17 protein-coding genes are annotated in these 15,311 nt (G+C 64.7%); 12 read left to right on the plus strand and 5 right to left on the minus strand.

The genetic code is table 11. The features are described 5' to 3' along the window. The first annotated feature begins 35 nt into the window (after window positions 1-35). The 4 genes from secB (at window position 36) to FFS35_RS04185 (ending at window position 3,684) form a co-directional block, all read left to right on the plus strand. Complete coding sequence (secB, locus tag FFS35_RS04170; protein WP_137785842.1) at window positions 36-545, plus strand: protein-export chaperone SecB; 510 nt, start codon at window positions 36-38, stop codon at window positions 543-545. A 24-nt stretch (window positions 546-569) separates the two neighbouring features. After that, window positions 570-2,129, plus strand: coding sequence for a murein biosynthesis integral membrane protein MurJ (gene murJ / locus FFS35_RS04175; protein ID WP_137785843.1), 1,560 nt, complete (start codon window positions 570-572; stop codon window positions 2,127-2,129). A 17-nt stretch (window positions 2,130-2,146) separates the two neighbouring features. Continuing rightward, window positions 2,147-3,154, plus strand: coding sequence for a tryptophan--tRNA ligase (gene trpS, locus FFS35_RS04180; protein ID WP_137785844.1), 1,008 nt, complete (start codon window positions 2,147-2,149; stop codon window positions 3,152-3,154). A gap of 221 nt (window positions 3,155-3,375) precedes the next feature. Continuing rightward, window positions 3,376-3,684, plus strand: a complete 309-nt coding sequence (locus FFS35_RS04185; protein ID WP_137785845.1) for a PspC domain-containing protein — start codon at window positions 3,376-3,378, stop codon at window positions 3,682-3,684. Between the two features lie 16 nt (window positions 3,685-3,700). Here FFS35_RS04185 and dnaA read toward each other — a convergent pair whose 3' ends face one another. The 3 genes from dnaA to mutM all read right to left on the minus strand — a co-directional run bounded on the left by dnaA (window position 3,701) and on the right by mutM (window position 6,669). Then, window positions 3,701-5,089 (minus strand): chromosomal replication initiator protein DnaA, encoded by a 1,389-nt coding sequence (gene dnaA, locus FFS35_RS04190; RefSeq protein ID WP_137785846.1) that lies wholly within the window; start codon window positions 5,087-5,089, stop codon window positions 3,701-3,703. Between the two features lie 409 nt (window positions 5,090-5,498). Next, a complete protein-coding gene (gene rpsT / locus FFS35_RS04195) occupies window positions 5,499-5,762 on the minus strand; it encodes a 30S ribosomal protein S20 (protein ID WP_137785847.1) in 264 nt (87 codons plus the stop codon). Window positions 5,763-5,853: 91 nt separating this feature from the next. Further along, window positions 5,854-6,669, minus strand: coding sequence for a bifunctional DNA-formamidopyrimidine glycosylase/DNA-(apurinic or apyrimidinic site) lyase (gene mutM / locus FFS35_RS04200; protein ID WP_137785848.1), 816 nt, complete (start codon window positions 6,667-6,669; stop codon window positions 5,854-5,856). Window positions 6,670-6,717: 48 nt separating this feature from the next. Between mutM and FFS35_RS04205 the strand changes: the two genes are divergently transcribed. The 8 genes from FFS35_RS04205 (at window position 6,718) to FFS35_RS04240 (ending at window position 13,286) form a co-directional block, all read left to right on the plus strand. Next, window positions 6,718-7,449, plus strand: coding sequence for a class I SAM-dependent methyltransferase (locus FFS35_RS04205; protein ID WP_137785849.1), 732 nt, complete (start codon window positions 6,718-6,720; stop codon window positions 7,447-7,449). Continuing rightward, the gene (gene ubiB / locus FFS35_RS04210; protein ID WP_137785850.1) at window positions 7,446-8,984 is read left to right on the plus strand and encodes a 2-polyprenylphenol 6-hydroxylase; all 1,539 of its coding nucleotides are present in this window, start codon (window positions 7,446-7,448) and stop codon (window positions 8,982-8,984) included. Before FFS35_RS04205 ends, ubiB begins: the two co-directional genes overlap by 4 nt. Beyond that, on the plus strand, window positions 8,984-10,105 hold the full coding sequence (locus tag FFS35_RS04215; RefSeq protein ID WP_137785851.1) for a hypothetical protein: 1,122 nt from the start codon (window positions 8,984-8,986) through the stop codon (window positions 10,103-10,105). Before ubiB ends, FFS35_RS04215 begins: the two co-directional genes overlap by 1 nt. Beyond that, window positions 10,102-11,283: a bifunctional phosphopantothenoylcysteine decarboxylase/phosphopantothenate--cysteine ligase CoaBC gene (coaBC, locus tag FFS35_RS04220; protein ID WP_137785852.1), complete on the plus strand. Its 1,182-nt coding sequence runs from the start codon at window positions 10,102-10,104 to the stop codon at window positions 11,281-11,283. Before FFS35_RS04215 ends, coaBC begins: the two co-directional genes overlap by 4 nt. Before the next feature lie 57 nt (window positions 11,284-11,340). Further along, complete coding sequence (gene dut, locus FFS35_RS04225; RefSeq protein ID WP_137785853.1) at window positions 11,341-11,787, plus strand: dUTP diphosphatase; 447 nt, start codon at window positions 11,341-11,343, stop codon at window positions 11,785-11,787. A 1-nt stretch (window position 11,788) separates the two neighbouring features. Further along, entirely contained in the window at window positions 11,789-12,190 is a 402-nt protein-coding gene (locus FFS35_RS04230) for a hypothetical protein (protein WP_249341443.1), read from the plus strand. Continuing rightward, a complete protein-coding gene (gene moeB / locus FFS35_RS04235; protein WP_249341444.1) occupies window positions 12,187-12,945 on the plus strand; it encodes a molybdopterin-synthase adenylyltransferase MoeB in 759 nt (252 codons plus the stop codon). Before FFS35_RS04230 ends, moeB begins: the two co-directional genes overlap by 4 nt. A 98-nt stretch (window positions 12,946-13,043) precedes the next feature. Next, window positions 13,044-13,286: a hypothetical protein gene (locus FFS35_RS04240; protein WP_137785855.1), complete on the plus strand. Its 243-nt coding sequence runs from the start codon at window positions 13,044-13,046 to the stop codon at window positions 13,284-13,286. A 137-nt stretch (window positions 13,287-13,423) separates the two neighbouring features. Here the strand turns inward: FFS35_RS04240 and FFS35_RS04245 are convergent, their stop codons facing one another. Together FFS35_RS04245 and galU are read right to left on the minus strand one after the other, a co-directional pair. Beyond that, window positions 13,424-14,419 carry an SDR family NAD(P)-dependent oxidoreductase gene (locus tag FFS35_RS04245; RefSeq protein ID WP_137785856.1) on the minus strand — a complete coding sequence of 332 codons (996 nt, stop codon included), beginning with the start codon at window positions 14,417-14,419 and terminating at the stop codon, window positions 13,424-13,426. Beyond that, window positions 14,416-15,285: a UTP--glucose-1-phosphate uridylyltransferase GalU gene (gene galU / locus FFS35_RS04250; protein ID WP_137785857.1), complete on the minus strand. Its 870-nt coding sequence runs from the start codon at window positions 15,283-15,285 to the stop codon at window positions 14,416-14,418. Before galU ends, FFS35_RS04245 begins: the two co-directional genes overlap by 4 nt. Window positions 15,286-15,311: the final 26 nt, after the last annotated feature.

Consider the following 15,311-nt stretch of genomic DNA (forward strand, 5'->3'; position numbering starts at 1 on the left):
CGCCCTCCTTCGCACGTTTTGGGGAATGATACGAGATGGCCGAACAGGATAATGGCGTGACGACTGGCGGCGCTGCGCTGCCCAATGGCGCCGATACGCTGCCGCAGGTCGGGCTTATCTCGCAATATGTGAAGGATCTCTCGTTTGAGAATCCCAACGCCCCGGCGATCTATCAGAGCCAGCAGGCGCCAGAGATCAACGTGCAGTTCGACATCGGCTCCAGCCAGGTGGCGGATGAGGTACACGAGGTGGTGCTGAAGGTTGAAATCCGCGCCGAGAGCGCCGGCACCGTCGCCTTCATCGTCGAGCTTTCCTATGCCGGGCTGTTCGGGCTGCGCAATATCCCGCTGGAAACGGTGCAGCCGTTTCTGCTGGGCGAAGGCCCCCGCCTGTTGTTCCCGTTCGCGCGCCGCGTGGTCGCCGATGCGGTGCGGGACGGCGGCTTTCCGCCGCTGCTGCTCGAGCCGATCGACTTCAACGGCCTTTATCAGCAGCAGGCCGAGGCGCGCGCGCAAGGCGAAGCGGGTACGGTTGGCAACGCCTGACGCCCTTGCGCCAAGCCTGATATCATGAACCTGACCCGCGCGCTCGGCTCGGTCGGCGGCCTCACGCTGGCGAGCCGCGTGCTCGGGCTGGTGCGAGATTCGCTGTTCGCGCGGTTCGTGGGCGCAGGCTTCGCCTCTGACGCCTTCCTGATTGCATTCCGGCTGCCGAACATGTTCCGCGCGCTATTCGCGGAGGGCGCGTTTTCCGCGGCATTTATCCCGATGTTCAACCACAAGGTCGCCGATCCCCGGGGGCGTGGCCTGGATGACGGCGTGACCTTCGCGGAAAATGCCCTGTCGGTGCTGCTGCCGGTGCTGATCGGCATGACCGTGCTCATGGAGATCGCAGCGTGGCCGGTTACGTGGCTGCTTTCCGGCGGCTTTCACGACGCCTCGCCCGATCAGTTCGCCTTCGCGGTGCAACTTGCGCGACTCACCTTCCCTTATCTGCTGCTCATCAGCCTCGTCTCGCTGCTGGGCGGCATCCTCAATTCGCTGCACCGCTTCTGGGTGGCCGCCGCCGCGCCGATCCTGCTGAACCTTACGCTGATCGTCGCGCTGCTATTATTCCACCATCACGAGCCGCTTTTCACAGCGCGCAATCAGGCGATCGCGGTAACGATATCAGGCGCGCTGCAATTGCTGTGGCTGGTCTGGGCCTGTCGCCGCGCCGGGGTGCGCCTGCGCATCCGCCGCCCGACGCTCAACCCGGACGTGAAGAGGCTCCTGTCGCTGATCTGGCCAGCGGCGGCAGGCGCGGGCGCGGTTCAGATCAATCTCGTCATCTCCACCGCGCTGGCCGCCAGCCTCCTTTCCGCGGGATCGGTGAGCTACATCTATTTCGCCGACCGGCTGAATCAGCTCCCGCTCGGGCTTATCGGCATCGGGCTTGGCACCGTGCTGCTCCCCACCATCTCCTCACACCTTGGGAAGGGCGAGGACGCGGCGGCGATGGAAACGCAGAACCGCGGCATGGAATTGGCGCTGTTCTTCACCCTGCCGGCCACGATCGCGTTGATCGTCTGCGGCCAGCCGATCGTGGCGGCGCTGTTCCAGCACGGCAAGTTCACCCCGGCCGATACGGTCGCGACCGCGCAGTCACTCGCGGCCTTTTCCGTGGGCTTGCCAAGCTACATCCTCGTCAAGGTGCTGACGCCAGGCTATTATGCGAGGCAGGACACCAAAACGCCGGTGCGCTTCGCGACGATTTCGATCGCGGTAAACCTGGTCCTCAACCTCGCCTTCATCCTGCCGCTCGGCCATATGGGGCCACCGCTGGCCACCGCGCTCGCCTCCACCGTTAACGTGTGGATGCTTTGGCGCGAACTGCGCCGCCGCGAGCATTTCGTACCCGATGCGCAACTTCGCCGCCGCGCGTGGCGGCTGGCGGCCGCCGCGCTGCTGATGGGGGCGGTCATGTATTTCGCGAACGATCTGTTCCGGCCATACACGACCGGCCCGAGCCTGGCGCGGTGGGGCGCGATGTTCGTGCTGGTAGCGCTGGGCGGCTTGGTTTACGTCGCCGCGACCTTCCTGTTCGGCGCCTTCCGGCTGGCCGATGCGCGAAGGCTCGTCCGTCGATAGATCAGACAAGGGAAATCATGCGCGTCGTTTCCGGCATCAAGCCCACCGGCAATCTCCACCTCGGCAATTATCTGGGCGCGGTGAAGCAGTGGGTGGCGATGCAGGGCGAAATTCAGGCCAAGGGCGGCGAAACGATGTATTTCATCGCCGATCTGCACGGGCTCACCGAATGGATCGCGCCAGCGGAGCTAAGGGCCAACACGATCGAAATGACCGCGACGCTCGTCGCCGCCGGCATCGATTCCGAACGCTCGATCCTGTTCAATCAGACTCGCGTACCCGCGCACAGCGAACTGGCGTGGCTGTTGAACAACGTCGCGCGCGTCGGCTGGCTTAACCGGATGACGCAGTTCAAGGACAAGGCGGGCAAGAACCGCGAGGGCGCGTCGGTCGGCTTATATGATTATCCGGTGCTGATGGCGGCGGACGTATTGCTCTATAACGCCACCCACGTGCCGGTCGGCGAAGATCAGAAGCAGCATCTGGAACTTGCGCGTGATATCGCGACCAAGTTCAATCTCGATTACAAGCGCGATCTCTTCACCCTGCCCGAGCCGCTGGTGAGCAAGGCCGCGCCGCGCATCATGTCGTTGCGCGATGCCTCCGCAAAGATGTCGAAATCGAATCCGTCGGTACAATCGGTGGTGAAACTGATCGATTCGGATGATGTGATCGCCGACAAGTTTCGCAAGGCGAAAACCGATCCGGACGCGCTGCCCGATTCATGGGAGGCGCTGGAGGGGCGGCCGGAGGCGCGCAATCTCGTGACCATCTTCGCCGCCCTCGCAGATCGCGCGGCGGCCGACGTGGTGACTGAATTCGCCGGCAAGGGCTTCGGCGCGTTCAAGCCCGCGCTCGCGGACCTCGCCGTGGCGACGCTCGGCCCGATCCGCGATGAGATGCTGCGCTTGCTGAACGATCCCGCCGCGATCGACGCGATCCTCGCGCGCGGGGCTGACAAGGCGCGCAGCCTCGCCGCGCCGGTGTTGCGCGCGACGCAGGAAGCGATGGGGCTGCTCGCGTAAATTCCGGCCGTCGTTCGATCGTGTGCGACAGGGCGGCGGCATTTTCAGCTATTGGCGTAATTTGCCAACTGTTGGCAGCGGTCTTCCCGCAGCGCGACTAACCGCCACGCTGCTTTCCGATAATATCCTTGTATTTCAGTAACACACAAAACTGGCACGACTCCTGCTGTGTATCAGGCATCAGGTGAAGCATCGCTTCACCGACCAAATGGAGCCAGTCAATGTCCGCCAACTCTGCCAACGCCAGCACTCCGAAGCACGAAATTTTCGGCGTTTGCCGCCGGCTGGGCGAGGATTTCGGTTTCCATCCGAACATCCTGCGCGTCGCGCTGGCGGTCGGCCTGGTGTGGAGCATCGAGGGGGTGGCGATCGCCTACCTCACGATGGCAGCGATCGTTATCGCGAGCCGAATCTTTGCGCCGGAGCCGAAGCAGAAAACACAGGTGAACACCGCCCCCGCAGGCGATATCGCTCCCGTAGTACCGGAACAGAACAACACTCCTGCTCCGGTATTCTCGCAGGCTGCGTGAAACTCCCCCTGATGCGTCAGTTTTCGAGTTGGTGCATCAGGACGCGGACGGCACTGTCGATATCGTTGTCGCTGTCGCGCAATTCCTCGATCCTGCGTACCGCATGGATCACCGTCGAATGATCGCGCCCGCCGAACTTCCGCCCGATCTCTGGCAGCGATCGCGTGGTGAGGCGCTTCGCGAGATACATCGCGATCTGCCGTGGCCGAGCCACTGCACGTGCGCGCCGCGCCGAAACAAGATCGATCGGCTTCAGATCGAAATGCGTCGATACAAGCTTCTGGATCTCATCGATCGTCACGCGGCGCTGCCCGCCTCGCAGCACATCGCCGAGCACGGTCATCGCGAACTCCAGATCGATCGCGTCGCCGGTCAATTGCGCATAGGCGACGACGCGGTTGAGCGCACCTTCCAGCTCGCGAATGTTGGTGCGGATACGCCCTGCGAGCATGTCGAGCACTTCGCGCGGCACCCGCGCCTCCGGCAGATCGGCCAGCTTGCTATCCAGGATCGCGCGGCGCAGCTCTAGCGACGGTGCCTTGATATCAGCGACCAGCCCGATCGCCATCCGGCCGACGATGCGCGCCTCTATCCCATCAAGCGCCTGCGGACAGCGATCGGCGGAAATCACCAGCCTCTTGCCCGCCGCCATGATCTCGTTGACGGTATGGAAGAACTCCTCCTGCGTCGCGTCCTTGCCGGCGATGAACTGAAGATCGTCGATCAACAACAGATCACAGCCGCGCAGCCGCGCCTTGAACGAGAAGGTGTCGCGTCCGCGGAGCGCAGAAACGAAATCGAACATGAAGCGCTCGGCGGACATGATCATCACGCGCGCCTCGGGCTGCGCAGCGAGGAATTCGTGCGCGATCGCGTGCATCAGATGCGTCTTGCCCTGCCCCGTCCCCGAGTGGAGGAATAGCGGGCTGAAGCGCACCGGGCCCGGTGCGGCGAGCGCGCGGGCTGCGTTGTAGGCAACCTTGTTAGAGGCATCCACGACAAAGCGTTCGAAGGTAAGGCGCGGATCGAGCAGCGGACGCTCCCCAACCACATGCGCTGGTGCCGATTCCGCAACCGGCGCCGCAGGAAGCGCGGCGGGCATGATCACGTCGGCAACAGCCCCCGCCCGCGCTGTGTCGATCGTGACCGTGCGGACGCGAGGCAGCAGCGCGCGGAATTCGTGCACGAGTCGATCGGCGTAATGGTTGCGCACCCAATTCGTCATGAACGCGGACGGCAACGTCAGACGAATCGCGTCTGCGTCTCCGCTCTCGATCAACTCGATCGGCTTCAGCCACTGCTCGAACAACCGCGCACCGGCCGACTCGCGCAGATTGGAGCGGACGCGTGCCCAGGCGCGCGCCACATCGCTCAACTGCTCCGAAGTCTCACCGCCTGATGCCACGCGCAACTCTCCCGGGGCAGCGACGCACAGCGTCGCAGCCTGTTATTGAACCGCCAAAAAAGTCCCCCCGATGTGGTCCCCACCACGGTCGGAATACGACGCTGTAACGTTGAGCGCACGGCGAACGCCGTTGCGACGGGGCAAGGTTTAGGAACAAGCCGGTGAGTCGATCAAGGCCGCAGCCTGACACAATCTCGAAATAAAAACGTTGACTCGTCACGGACGGCGCAAATCCGTCAAAAATCTCACAATATGTTGAAATGTAACGCGTATTTCAGAACGCCCCAGCGTCACTGGAATGCGAATCGCGGGAAATCCATGACTCTTTGGTTACACCGCACCGCAACGACAAAAAGCCCGCCGGGAAATTCCCGACGGGCGTTCGTGTCGCCGTAACGGTTAGCTGCCGTCAGGCCAGTGCGGCAACCCGCTTCGTCAGGCGGGAGAACTTGCGGCTGGCGGTGTTGCGATGAAGCACCCCGCGAGCAACGCCCCGGGCCATTTCCGGCTGCGCCTCGGCGAGCGCGGCGCTGGCTGCGGTCTTGTCACCGGCGGCGAGAGCGGCTTCGACCCGCTTCACGAAGGTGCGGATACGGCCCACGCGGTTACCGTTGACTTCGGCCCGACGCTGGTTGCGACGGATGCGCTTCTTCGCTTGCGGCGTGTTCGCCATTGACGTCCTCGAAATCTGATCGATGAAAAAAGGGCGCCGGGTATCCCCTTCGCCCTGGAAGCGTGCCCCTTAGCGCGCGATGCTCACCGGGTCAACCGCGCTGGCAGGTGGGGCACCAGAACGTGGAGCGCCCGCCCTCCGCATAACGCGCGACGACGCCACCGCATCCGCACGGTAGGCCCTCGCGACCATAAACTGCGAACTGCTTCGAGAAATAGCCCAGTTCGCCATTCGGCCGCGCATAATCCCTGAGCGACGAGCCGCCCGCCTCGATCGCGGAGCGCAGGACGGCGCGAATCGCATCGACCAGCCGCGTCAGCCTGGCGCGCGAGATTTCGCCGGCTGCCCGCTGCGGCGAAATATGCGCCAGATGCAGCGCCTCGCAGACATAGATGTTGCCCAACCCGGCGACGATCCGCTGATCGAGAAGCGCGAGCTTAATCGACATTCGCCGCCCAGCGAGCGCACGAACGAGATACGCCGCGTTAAGGTCCGGCCCGAGCGGCTCCGGTCCAAGCGCCGCAAAGGCGGGAAAACCATCCAAGGCCTCACTGCGCCATAAATCGACCGACCCGAATCGACGGGGATCGTTGAGCGCGAGCCGACGCCCCGCCGCGGTTTCGATCAGCAGGTGATCGTGCGTCAGCACATCTTCGGGATCGATCCGCCACCGCCCGGACATGCCCAGGTGGAAGATCATCGTATCTCCGCGATCGGTCCCGATAAGCCCGTATTTCGCCCGCCGGTCGAGCGAGACTATGCACGCGCCGGTAAGCCGCTGGCGCAGGTCGTCGGGGAAAGGTCGCCGCAGATCGGCGCGGCGCGCCTCGATCGACGCGATCGTTGCGCCCTCCAGCACGGCCGCCAGGCCGCGAACGGTGGTTTCTACCTCGGGAAGCTCCGGCATTACACTGCCTCTAGCCGCCGGCCACGCCCCCCGCTAGGGCTGGGTGCCATGAGTGAAATCGTCTCTTTCGGCTATGAGGATATCGCGCGCGACGAAAAGACCGCGCGCGTCGGCGGCGTCTTCACCAGCGTCGCCTCCCGCTATGACGTAATGAACGATGCCATGTCGGCGGGGATGCACCGCCTGTGGAAGGATCGCTTCGTGCGCCGCGTGAAACCGCGCGCCGGCGAGCAGATCCTCGACATGGCGGGCGGCACCGGTGATATCGCCTTCCGGCTGGAGCGCGCCGGCGCGAGCATCACGGTCGCGGATATCAATCCGGCGATGCTGGAGGTGGGCATGCAGCGCGCCCAGCAGCGCGGCATCGACGGGCTGGTGTGGACGGAGGCGAATGCCGAGACGCTGACCTTCCCTGATCGCTTTTTCGATGCCTATACGATCGCCTTCGGCATTCGTAACGTCACCGATATTCCAGCGGCGCTGCGCGAGGCCCATCGCGTGCTGCGGCGGGGCGGGCGTTTCTTCTGTCTCGAATTTTCCACGACGCAGTGGCCGGGTTTCAAGGAGATATACGACAGCTACTCGCATCATCTCGTGCCGCGGATCGGCGAGTTGCTGGCGCATGATCGAGACAGCTATCGCTATCTGATCGAATCGATCCGTCGCTTCCCGGATATGCCGGCGTTCGAGGGCATGATCCGCGCGGCGGGCTTTACCCAGACGAAGGTCGAGCCGCTGCTTGGCGGGCTGGTGGCGATCCACAGCGGCTGGAAGATTTGACCTCCGCCGTCGTCCATGGCTGGCGGCTCCTGAAATGGGGCCGGATACTCGCGCGGCACGGCGCGCTGCGCGGAATTGAGCGCGATCCGAACACGCCGCCGCGCCTGCGTCGCCTGCTTCGCCTCGCGCGCTTAGGAGCGCGGACACCGGCAACGCCGCGTTACGCCGATGCTTTCCAAGCGATCGGGCCGGCTGCGGTCAAGCTCGGCCAGACGCTAGCTACCCGACCCGATCTGGTCGGAGAGGCCGCGGCGGCCGATCTGATGCGGCTGCAGGATGCGCTGCCACCGGTGCCCTTCGCCGAAATCCGCCCGCAATTGCTGGCAAGCTTCGGTCGCCCGCTCGACCATCTCTTCGCGAGCATCGACGAGGTTCCGGTCGGCGCCGCCTCGATCGCGCAGGTCCACCGCGCAGTGACCACCGATGGGCGGGACGTTGCGGTCAAGGTGCTTCGCCCGGGCGTCGAGGAGGAATTCGCGCGCGCGATCGAAACCTATGAATGGGCCGCCGCGCAGATCGAGCCGATGGGGGGCGAGATCGCGCGCCTCCAGCCCCGGCTGGTGATCGAGACGTTCAAGCGCTGGACGGCGCGCGAGCTCGATCTGCGGCGCGAGGCGGCATCCGCGTCCGAACTCGCGGAAGCGATGGCAGCAGAGCCGGACTATCGCGTCCCCGCGGTCGACTGGCAGCGCACCACGGGCAAGGTGCTAACGATCGAATGGATCGATGGCGTCAAGCTTTCCGATCGCGCGGCGCTGGTCGCGCGGGGCTATGATCTTCCTGCCCTGGCGCGCGCGCTGGTTCACGCTTTCCTGCGGCAGGCGATCGCGGAGGGCTTCTTCCACGCCGACATGCACCAGGGAAACCTGTTCGCAGTCCCCGGCAACCGCATTGTCGCGATCGATTTCGGCATCATGGGCCGGATCGATCGGCGCGCGCGCGTGTGGCTCGCGGAGATTCTCTACGGTCTCATCACCGGGAACTATCGCCGCGTCGCCGAAATCCATTTCGAGGCCGGCTATGTGCCGCCGCATCACAACGTCGCCGAATTCGCCACGGCGCTGCGCGCGGTGGGCGAGCCGATGCGCGGGTTGCCCGTGAAGGACATGTCGATCGGCATGATGCTCGATGGCCTGTTCTCGATCACCCGGGATTTCGACATGGCCACGCAGCCGCATCTGCTGCTGCTCCAGAAGACGATGGTAATGGTGGAGGGCGTGGCGACCAGCCTCGATCCCGATATCAACATGTGGGACACGGCTGGGCCCGTTGTGGAGGAATGGATCAGGACGGAGCTGGGCCCGGAAGCGGCGATAGCCGACCGGCTGATCGCGGACGTTCGCACGCTCACGCGCCTGCCTGACCTTGTCCGTCGCATCGAGGATCGGTTCCCGGCGCCGGGCGGCGCGCCCCCCGCCCCGCCGCTGCGCGAGATCGCCACGGTGCGGATCGGCGGCGGCTGGCGCTATGCGGCCGTCGCGCTGATAGCCGGGCTCGCCGGGGCTGCCGCGACCCTGGGCGCGCTGCACTGGTGATGACGGGCGGGCGGGCGCGATCGCCGCTCTGGCTGGCGCAACCGACGCGCTTCGCCGGTTGGCCGCGCCAGCGCGCCAGGATCGCGCTGGCGGTGCTCGCGCTGCTGCTGGTTTTTTCGTTCACGGCCTTGGTTGCCGCCGGGCCGCCACCAGTCGATCCCAAGGCCCCGGCGAGCGAGAATCGCGCCGACGTGCTTCTTTACGAATCGATCGTCGATTCGGTGCGACACGGCGGCGACTATTATCTCGTTACCGCGCAAGCGCTCCGCACCGGCAATTATCCGCTCCGTCCCTTTGTCACTTTTCGGCTACCTACGCTGGCCCTCGTACAGGCACACTTTCCGCCGGCGATCGTCCCGCTGCTGCTCTATGCGCTGGTCATCGTGGTCGCGGTCGCCTGGTGGGAACGGCTACGGCCGGCGATGGCGCGGTGGCAGCCGGTCGTGATCGCCGTGCTGCTGCTGGCGGGGGGGATGGCCGTTTGCGTCCAGCCGGAACTTCTCGTTTTTCACGAGATCTGGGCCGGACTGCTGATCGCGTTGAGCGTCGCATTATGGCGACCGGGGCGCTGGATCGAATCCGTCGCCTTCGGTCTGGCGGCGATGCTCATCCGCGAGACGGCGGCGTTGTACGTCGGCGCGATGTTCGTCCTCGCGCTGACGAATGGCGACCGGCGCGAGGCGCTTGGATGGTTTATCGCCACAACGATCTTCGCGGTTGCCGTCGCGGCTCATGCTCATGCCGTAGGAGCCGTGGTCCGCCCTTTCGATCCCGCCTCGCCCGGCTGGTCAGGCATGCTGGGCGTCGGCTTTTTCATAAGGACGATGGCGCTGTCGACGGCGCTTACCATGCTGCCGCTGGCCCTCGCCGCGCCGCTGGTAGTGCTGGCGGTCGCCGGCTGGGCCGGGTGGCGCGACCCCTTCGCGGGACGCATGTTGGCGACGCTGCTCGTCTATGCCGCGCTGATCGCATGCTTCTGCCGCGCCGATACCTTCTACTGGGGGCTGCTGGTAGCGCCCCTGCTGCTGACCGGCCTGATCTTCGTGCCGGATAGCCTGCGCGATCTGCTCGCCGCCGCGCTCGACACGCGCCGCATCACCGTGACAAGAGTCGTACGATGAAACGCATCCTTTTGATCGTGGGCGGCGGCATCGCGGCCTATAAGGCGTGTGAGCTGGTTCGCCTGCTGCGCAAGGCGGGCCACCGGGTTCGCTGCGTCTTGACCGAAGGCGGAGCGCATTTCGTCACTCCGATGACGCTCGCCGCGCTTTCGGAGGACAAGGTTTACACGACCCTCTGGGATCTGAAGGACGAGGCGGAAATGGGCCATATCCAGCTCAGCCGAGAAGCCGATCTGGTCGTCGTCGCACCCGCCACAGCCGATCTGATCGCGCGGATGGCGGCGGGCATCGCCGACGATCTCGCCACCACATTGCTGCTCGCCACCGACAAGCCGGTGCTCGCCGCCCCCGCGATGAACGTTCGCATGTGGCAGCACGCCGCAACCCGCCGCAACGTCGCGCAGCTTCGCGCGGACGGCGTGCTCCTGCTCGAGCCGGACGAGGGCGCGATGGCATGCGGCGAATATGGCCCCGGTCGTTTGCCGGAACCGGCGGCGATCGCCCAGGCGATCGAGGCGCAATTCGCGCCCCGCACCACACCACTGGCCGGCCGCCACATATTGCTCACCGCCGGGCCGACGCACGAGTCGATCGATCCCGTGCGCTATATCGCCAACCGCAGTTCCGGGAAGCAGGGCTTCGCTCTTGCCGGAGCGCTCGCCAAGCTCGGCGCGCGGGTTACGCTGATCGCCGGCCCCGTCACACTGCCTACGCCGGCCGGCGTCGATCGCATCGATGTTGAAACTGCGCGCGAGATGGCCGCTGCCGTCGATCGCGCGCTGCCCGTCGATGCCGCCCTGATGGTCGCGGCAGTCGCGGACTGGCGCGCAGAGCAGACGGCTGCCCAGAAAATCAAGAAGACCGAGGGAGGCACCCCAACGCTGCATCTCTCCGAAAATCCGGACATCCTCGCGACGCTGGCGCACAGTCCGCATCGACCACGCCTCCTCATCGGATTCGCTGCGGAGACTGAAAAGGTGGTCGATCACGCCGTCGCCAAGCGCACGCGCAAGGGCGCCGACTGGATCGTCGCAAATGATGTGTCGGGCGATGTGATGGGCGGAGACGCGAACGCGATCCACATCGTCACCGCAGCCGGGGTTGAAAGTTGGGAGCGGCTGTCCAAACTGGCCGTCGCAGAGCGGCTGGCGCAGCGCATCGCCGAGGCGCTCGCCTGACACGGATCGCAAACGCTTCCGGTGGCGACGCGCGCAGCTTCCACTATATGAAGGGCGATGACTGACCAGATAACGATCGAGATACAGCGCCTGGCCAACGGCGCCGGCCTTCCCCTGCCAGTCTATGCAACCGCTGGCGCGGCCGGGATGGATATCGTCGCGGCCGAGGATCTGACTCTCGCGCCCGGTGCGCGGCACGCTGTCGCGACCGGCTTCGCGATCGCGATACCGGATGGTTATGAAGTGCAGGTGCGCCCGCGCTCCGGTCTGGCGCTCAACCATGGCGTCACCTGTCTCAACACGCCGGGAACGATCGACAGCGATTATCGCGGCGAGGTGAAGGTGATCCTCGCCAATCTTGGCAATGAGCCGTTCGAGGTGAAGCGCGGACAGCGCATCGCACAGCTCGTCGCCGCGCCGGTCTTGCACGCCGTGCTCGGAGAAGTCGCGATACTGGATGAGACGGTGCGCGGCGCGGGCGGCTTTGGATCGACCGGGCGATGACATGATGATCCCCGCCATATTGCTCATGATGTTGCAGCTCGCCGGCAGCGAGCGGCCCAGTGCCAACCTGCCTGCGACGGAATGGTCGACTCTGGCGGAGCTGCCGCTGATCCGACGCACCGAGCCTACGCCGGAACTGTCGAAATTCGTTCGTGATGAAGTGGCGGCCGGACGCTGCGCTGTTGCGGTACGCGAGCCAGGAGGCTTTTCGCTGCACGTCGAGCTTGGCGTGCTGGTCGACCGAGACGGCGATGTGCGTAAGATTATGCCACGCGCTATCGGCTGCCCAACGGTCGAGCAATATGCGGTCGGCCTGACATCGCGGATGGCGCGGGCGAACTTGGCTGCCCCCGGTGCCGACACCTGGTATCGCACATCGATTGATTTCGCATGGAGCGAGTGACGCTCGGCGCGGACGAGCTGGCACGTTACGCGCGGCACATCGTGCTGCGAGAGATCGGTGGTGTCGGTCAGATAAGGCTCAAGTGCGCGTCGGTCGCGCTCGTGGGCGCGGGCGGGATCGGTTCCCCAGCGATCCAGTACTTGGCAGCAGCAGGGATCGGGCGTCTTATCCTTATCGACGACGATCGCGTCGAGTTGTCGAACCTTCAGCGTCAGACGATTTTCCGTACCGCCGATGTCGGTAGAACAAAGGTAAGTGCGGCTGCAGATGCCGCGCGCGCGATCAATCCACATATCGCAATAGAAGAGCGCGCCGCCCGCCTTGACCCCGGCAATGCCGCGCAATTGCTAGCCGACGCGACGGTAGTGATCGACGGCAGCGACAGCTTCGCAACGCGCCTCGCTGTCGCGGACGCGGCCTTCGCCGCACATATTCCACTGGTGTCTGCCGCGGTCGGGCAATTCGACGGGCAGCTTGCGGTCTATCGCGGATGGGAATCCGACAAGCCATGCTATCGCTGCCTGGTAGGTAACGAGCCGGGGCGAGAGGCAGTATCGTGCGCTGAAGACGGCGTTATGGGTCCGATGGTAGGCATGATCGGAAGCCTGGCCGCTATGGAAGCGATTCGTGCTATCTCGTTTTTTGGTCACGATACGGCCGGGGAATTGCTTATCGCTGATTTGCTCTACTTCAGGATGCGAACGGTTCGACTTCAAAAAGACCCGGCCTGTCGTTGCAGAATTACAAATTCGTGACTCAATCCAGCGGAACTTTGTTAACCGTCCGGCTTTAGAGGCTTGCAAACACCGGAGGTTGATGCAATTACGCCCCCGGACCGGAAAGGGAGTTTATCATGCGTCTTGCCAAATATATCGCCGCCGCCGCTGCCGCGTCGCTCGCCGTCGCTCCGGCGATCGCCGCGCCGGCTAACCCGGCGTCCAGCCTGTCGGTGGGTCAGTCGCGCGCTGCGACCCCGTCGGCTTCGAAGGAAAAGCTCGCTGGCGGTGGTGTTCTCATCGCCGTCCTCGCCGCTGCCGCCGTCATCGCCGGTATCGTCGTGATCGCTGACTCGAACAACAATTCGAGCAGCAACTGAGTTCGTAGGGAATTCGGAAGAAATAGCGGTCTCCGGGCCGCTATTTTTTTGTTTTCTTTTGCGGGATCTGCGCTGGTTTCCTCTCAGACGGCGAGCCAAACACCGAGAAAATAGCGCGTGGGTCTTGGGGGCTGTTGCTAGATGCGATAATAGCCGCGATACCAGTCGACGAACCGCGCGATGCCGTGCGCGATCGGGGTGACGGGCACGAAGCCGAGATCTCGCGTCGTCTCCCCAATATCCGCATAGGTGGCGCAAACGTCGCCGGGCTGCATCGGATGCATCTCCCGCACGGCGCCGCGTCCACATGCCGCCTCGATCGCATCGATCAGCCGCACCAGCTCCTCGGCCTGGTTGTTGCCGAGGTTGTAACGCGCATGCGGCGTCACACTTCCGCCGGGCTTCTCGGCACGATCGTCGGCGGGCGGCCTGTCGAGCGCGGCCAGCACACCCGCCACGATATCGTCGATATAGGTGAAATCGCGCCGCATCACGCCATTGTTGAACAGCTTGATCGGCCGCCCCTCCAGAATCGCGGCGGTGAACAGCCACGGCGCCATATCGGGCCGCCCCCATGGGCCGTAGACCGTGAAGAAGCGCAACCCCGTCTGCGGAATGCGAAACAGATGCGCGTAGCTTTCGCTGAGCAGTTCGTCCGCCCGCTTGGTGGCCGCATAGAGCGATACGGGCCGATCGACCCGATCCTCGACACTGAACGGCATCTTGTCATTGCCGCCATAAACCGACGAGGATGAAGCATAGACAAGGTGGCGGACACCCAGCCCCCGGGCGAGTTCAAGAATGTTCACATGCCCCGCCAGATTGGCACGGACATAGGCGCGCGGATTTTCCAAGGAGTATCGCACCCCGGCCTGCGCCGCGAGATGCACGATGCGATCCACGCCCCGCCCCGCGACGACCGCGTCAAGCGCGGCCTCGTCCGCGATATCAGCCTCGACGAACGCGATAGCATCACCGAAACGCGCCGATAGATCGGCGAGGCGCGCGCGCTTCAACGCCGGATCGTAATAATCGTTGAGATTATCGATCCCGATCACACGCTCGCCCCGCGCCGCCAGCGCGGCCGCCACCGCATGGCCGATGAACCCGGCCATTCCGGTGACGAGGATCATCCGACCAGCTTCCGCGCGAATTCGCGCACCACCGGCCCGATATCGTCCCGCGCGAGCGCCAGCGCGAGGTTCGCCTGAATATACCCTGCCTTGTCGCCGCAATCGTAGCGCTGCCCATCGAACAGCACGCTGTTGAACGCCTGCTTCCCGATCAGTTGCGCCATCGCATCGGTGAGCTGGATTTCGCCCCCCGCTCCCCTCACCGGATTATCGAGAATCCGCATGACTTCGGGTTGCAGGATATAGCGGCCCGGAATCATGAGATTGGACGGCGCGGTGCCCAACGCCGGCTTTTCGACCAGCGCGGCAACCTCGACCACGCGGCCATCGCGCGCGCCGGGAGAGATGATTCCGTATTTATCCGTCTGATCGGCGTCGATCTCCAGCGCCCCGATGACATTGCCGCCCGTGCGCTGATAAACCTCGCACATCTGCGCAAGCAGCCCGGGCTTCCCCGCCATCAATTCGTCCGGCAGCAGCACCGCGAACGGCTCGTCGCCCACGATCTCGCGCGCGCACCATACCGCATGGCCCAGCCCGAGCGGCTCCTGCTGGCGGACATAGACCGGCGAGCCGGGTCGCTGGCGGATGCCCTCGATCGCCGCCAGGCTCTTGCCGCGATCCTTAAGCGTCGCCTCTAGCTCATAGGAAATGTCGAAATGATCCTCGAGCGCGGATTTGCCGCGCCCGGTGACGAAGATGATCTGCTCGATCCCCGCCTCGATCGCCTCCTCCACCGCATATTGGATCAGCGGCTTATCGACGACGGTGAGCATTTCCTTCGGCATCGCCTTGGTGGCGGGAAGGAAGCGGGTGCCGAGCCCGGCGACAGGAAATACGGCTTTACGAAGCGGCTTGATCGACATTCATTCGTCCCTGTTGCGACGCCAGC

It is taken from the genome of Sphingomonas sp. 3P27F8, from assembly GCF_005502745.1.
In the GTDB taxonomy this organism is placed as follows: domain Bacteria; phylum Pseudomonadota; class Alphaproteobacteria; order Sphingomonadales; family Sphingomonadaceae; genus Sphingomonas.

What these genes read in the sequence shown, in the direction of transcription:
- mutM (WP_137785848.1), bottom strand. Translation starts at nt 6,669, where the DNA reads ATGCCGGAGCTTCCCGAGGTAGAAACCACCGTTCGCGGCCTGGCGGCC.
- galU (WP_137785857.1), bottom strand. Translation starts at nt 15,285, where the DNA reads ATGTCGATCAAGCCGCTTCGTAAAGCCGTATTTCCTGTCGCCGGGCTC.
- secB (WP_137785842.1), top strand. Translation starts at nt 36, where the DNA reads ATGGCCGAACAGGATAATGGCGTGACGACTGGCGGCGCTGCGCTGCCC.
- FFS35_RS04230 (WP_249341443.1), top strand. Translation starts at nt 11,789, where the DNA reads ATGATGATCCCCGCCATATTGCTCATGATGTTGCAGCTCGCCGGCAGC.
- rpsT (WP_137785847.1), bottom strand. Translation starts at nt 5,762, where the DNA reads ATGGCGAACACGCCGCAAGCGAAGAAGCGCATCCGTCGCAACCAGCGT.
- FFS35_RS04205 (WP_137785849.1), top strand. Translation starts at nt 6,718, where the DNA reads ATGAGTGAAATCGTCTCTTTCGGCTATGAGGATATCGCGCGCGACGAA.
- coaBC (WP_137785852.1), top strand. Translation starts at nt 10,102, where the DNA reads ATGAAACGCATCCTTTTGATCGTGGGCGGCGGCATCGCGGCCTATAAG.
- FFS35_RS04245 (WP_137785856.1), bottom strand. Translation starts at nt 14,419, where the DNA reads ATGATCCTCGTCACCGGAATGGCCGGGTTCATCGGCCATGCGGTGGCG.
- trpS (WP_137785844.1), top strand. Translation starts at nt 2,147, where the DNA reads ATGCGCGTCGTTTCCGGCATCAAGCCCACCGGCAATCTCCACCTCGGC.
- FFS35_RS04215 (WP_137785851.1), top strand. Translation starts at nt 8,984, where the DNA reads ATGACGGGCGGGCGGGCGCGATCGCCGCTCTGGCTGGCGCAACCGACG.
- murJ (WP_137785843.1), top strand. Translation starts at nt 570, where the DNA reads ATGAACCTGACCCGCGCGCTCGGCTCGGTCGGCGGCCTCACGCTGGCG.
- FFS35_RS04240 (WP_137785855.1), top strand. Translation starts at nt 13,044, where the DNA reads ATGCGTCTTGCCAAATATATCGCCGCCGCCGCTGCCGCGTCGCTCGCC.
- dut (WP_137785853.1), top strand. Translation starts at nt 11,341, where the DNA reads ATGACTGACCAGATAACGATCGAGATACAGCGCCTGGCCAACGGCGCC.
- FFS35_RS04185 (WP_137785845.1), top strand. Translation starts at nt 3,376, where the DNA reads ATGTCCGCCAACTCTGCCAACGCCAGCACTCCGAAGCACGAAATTTTC.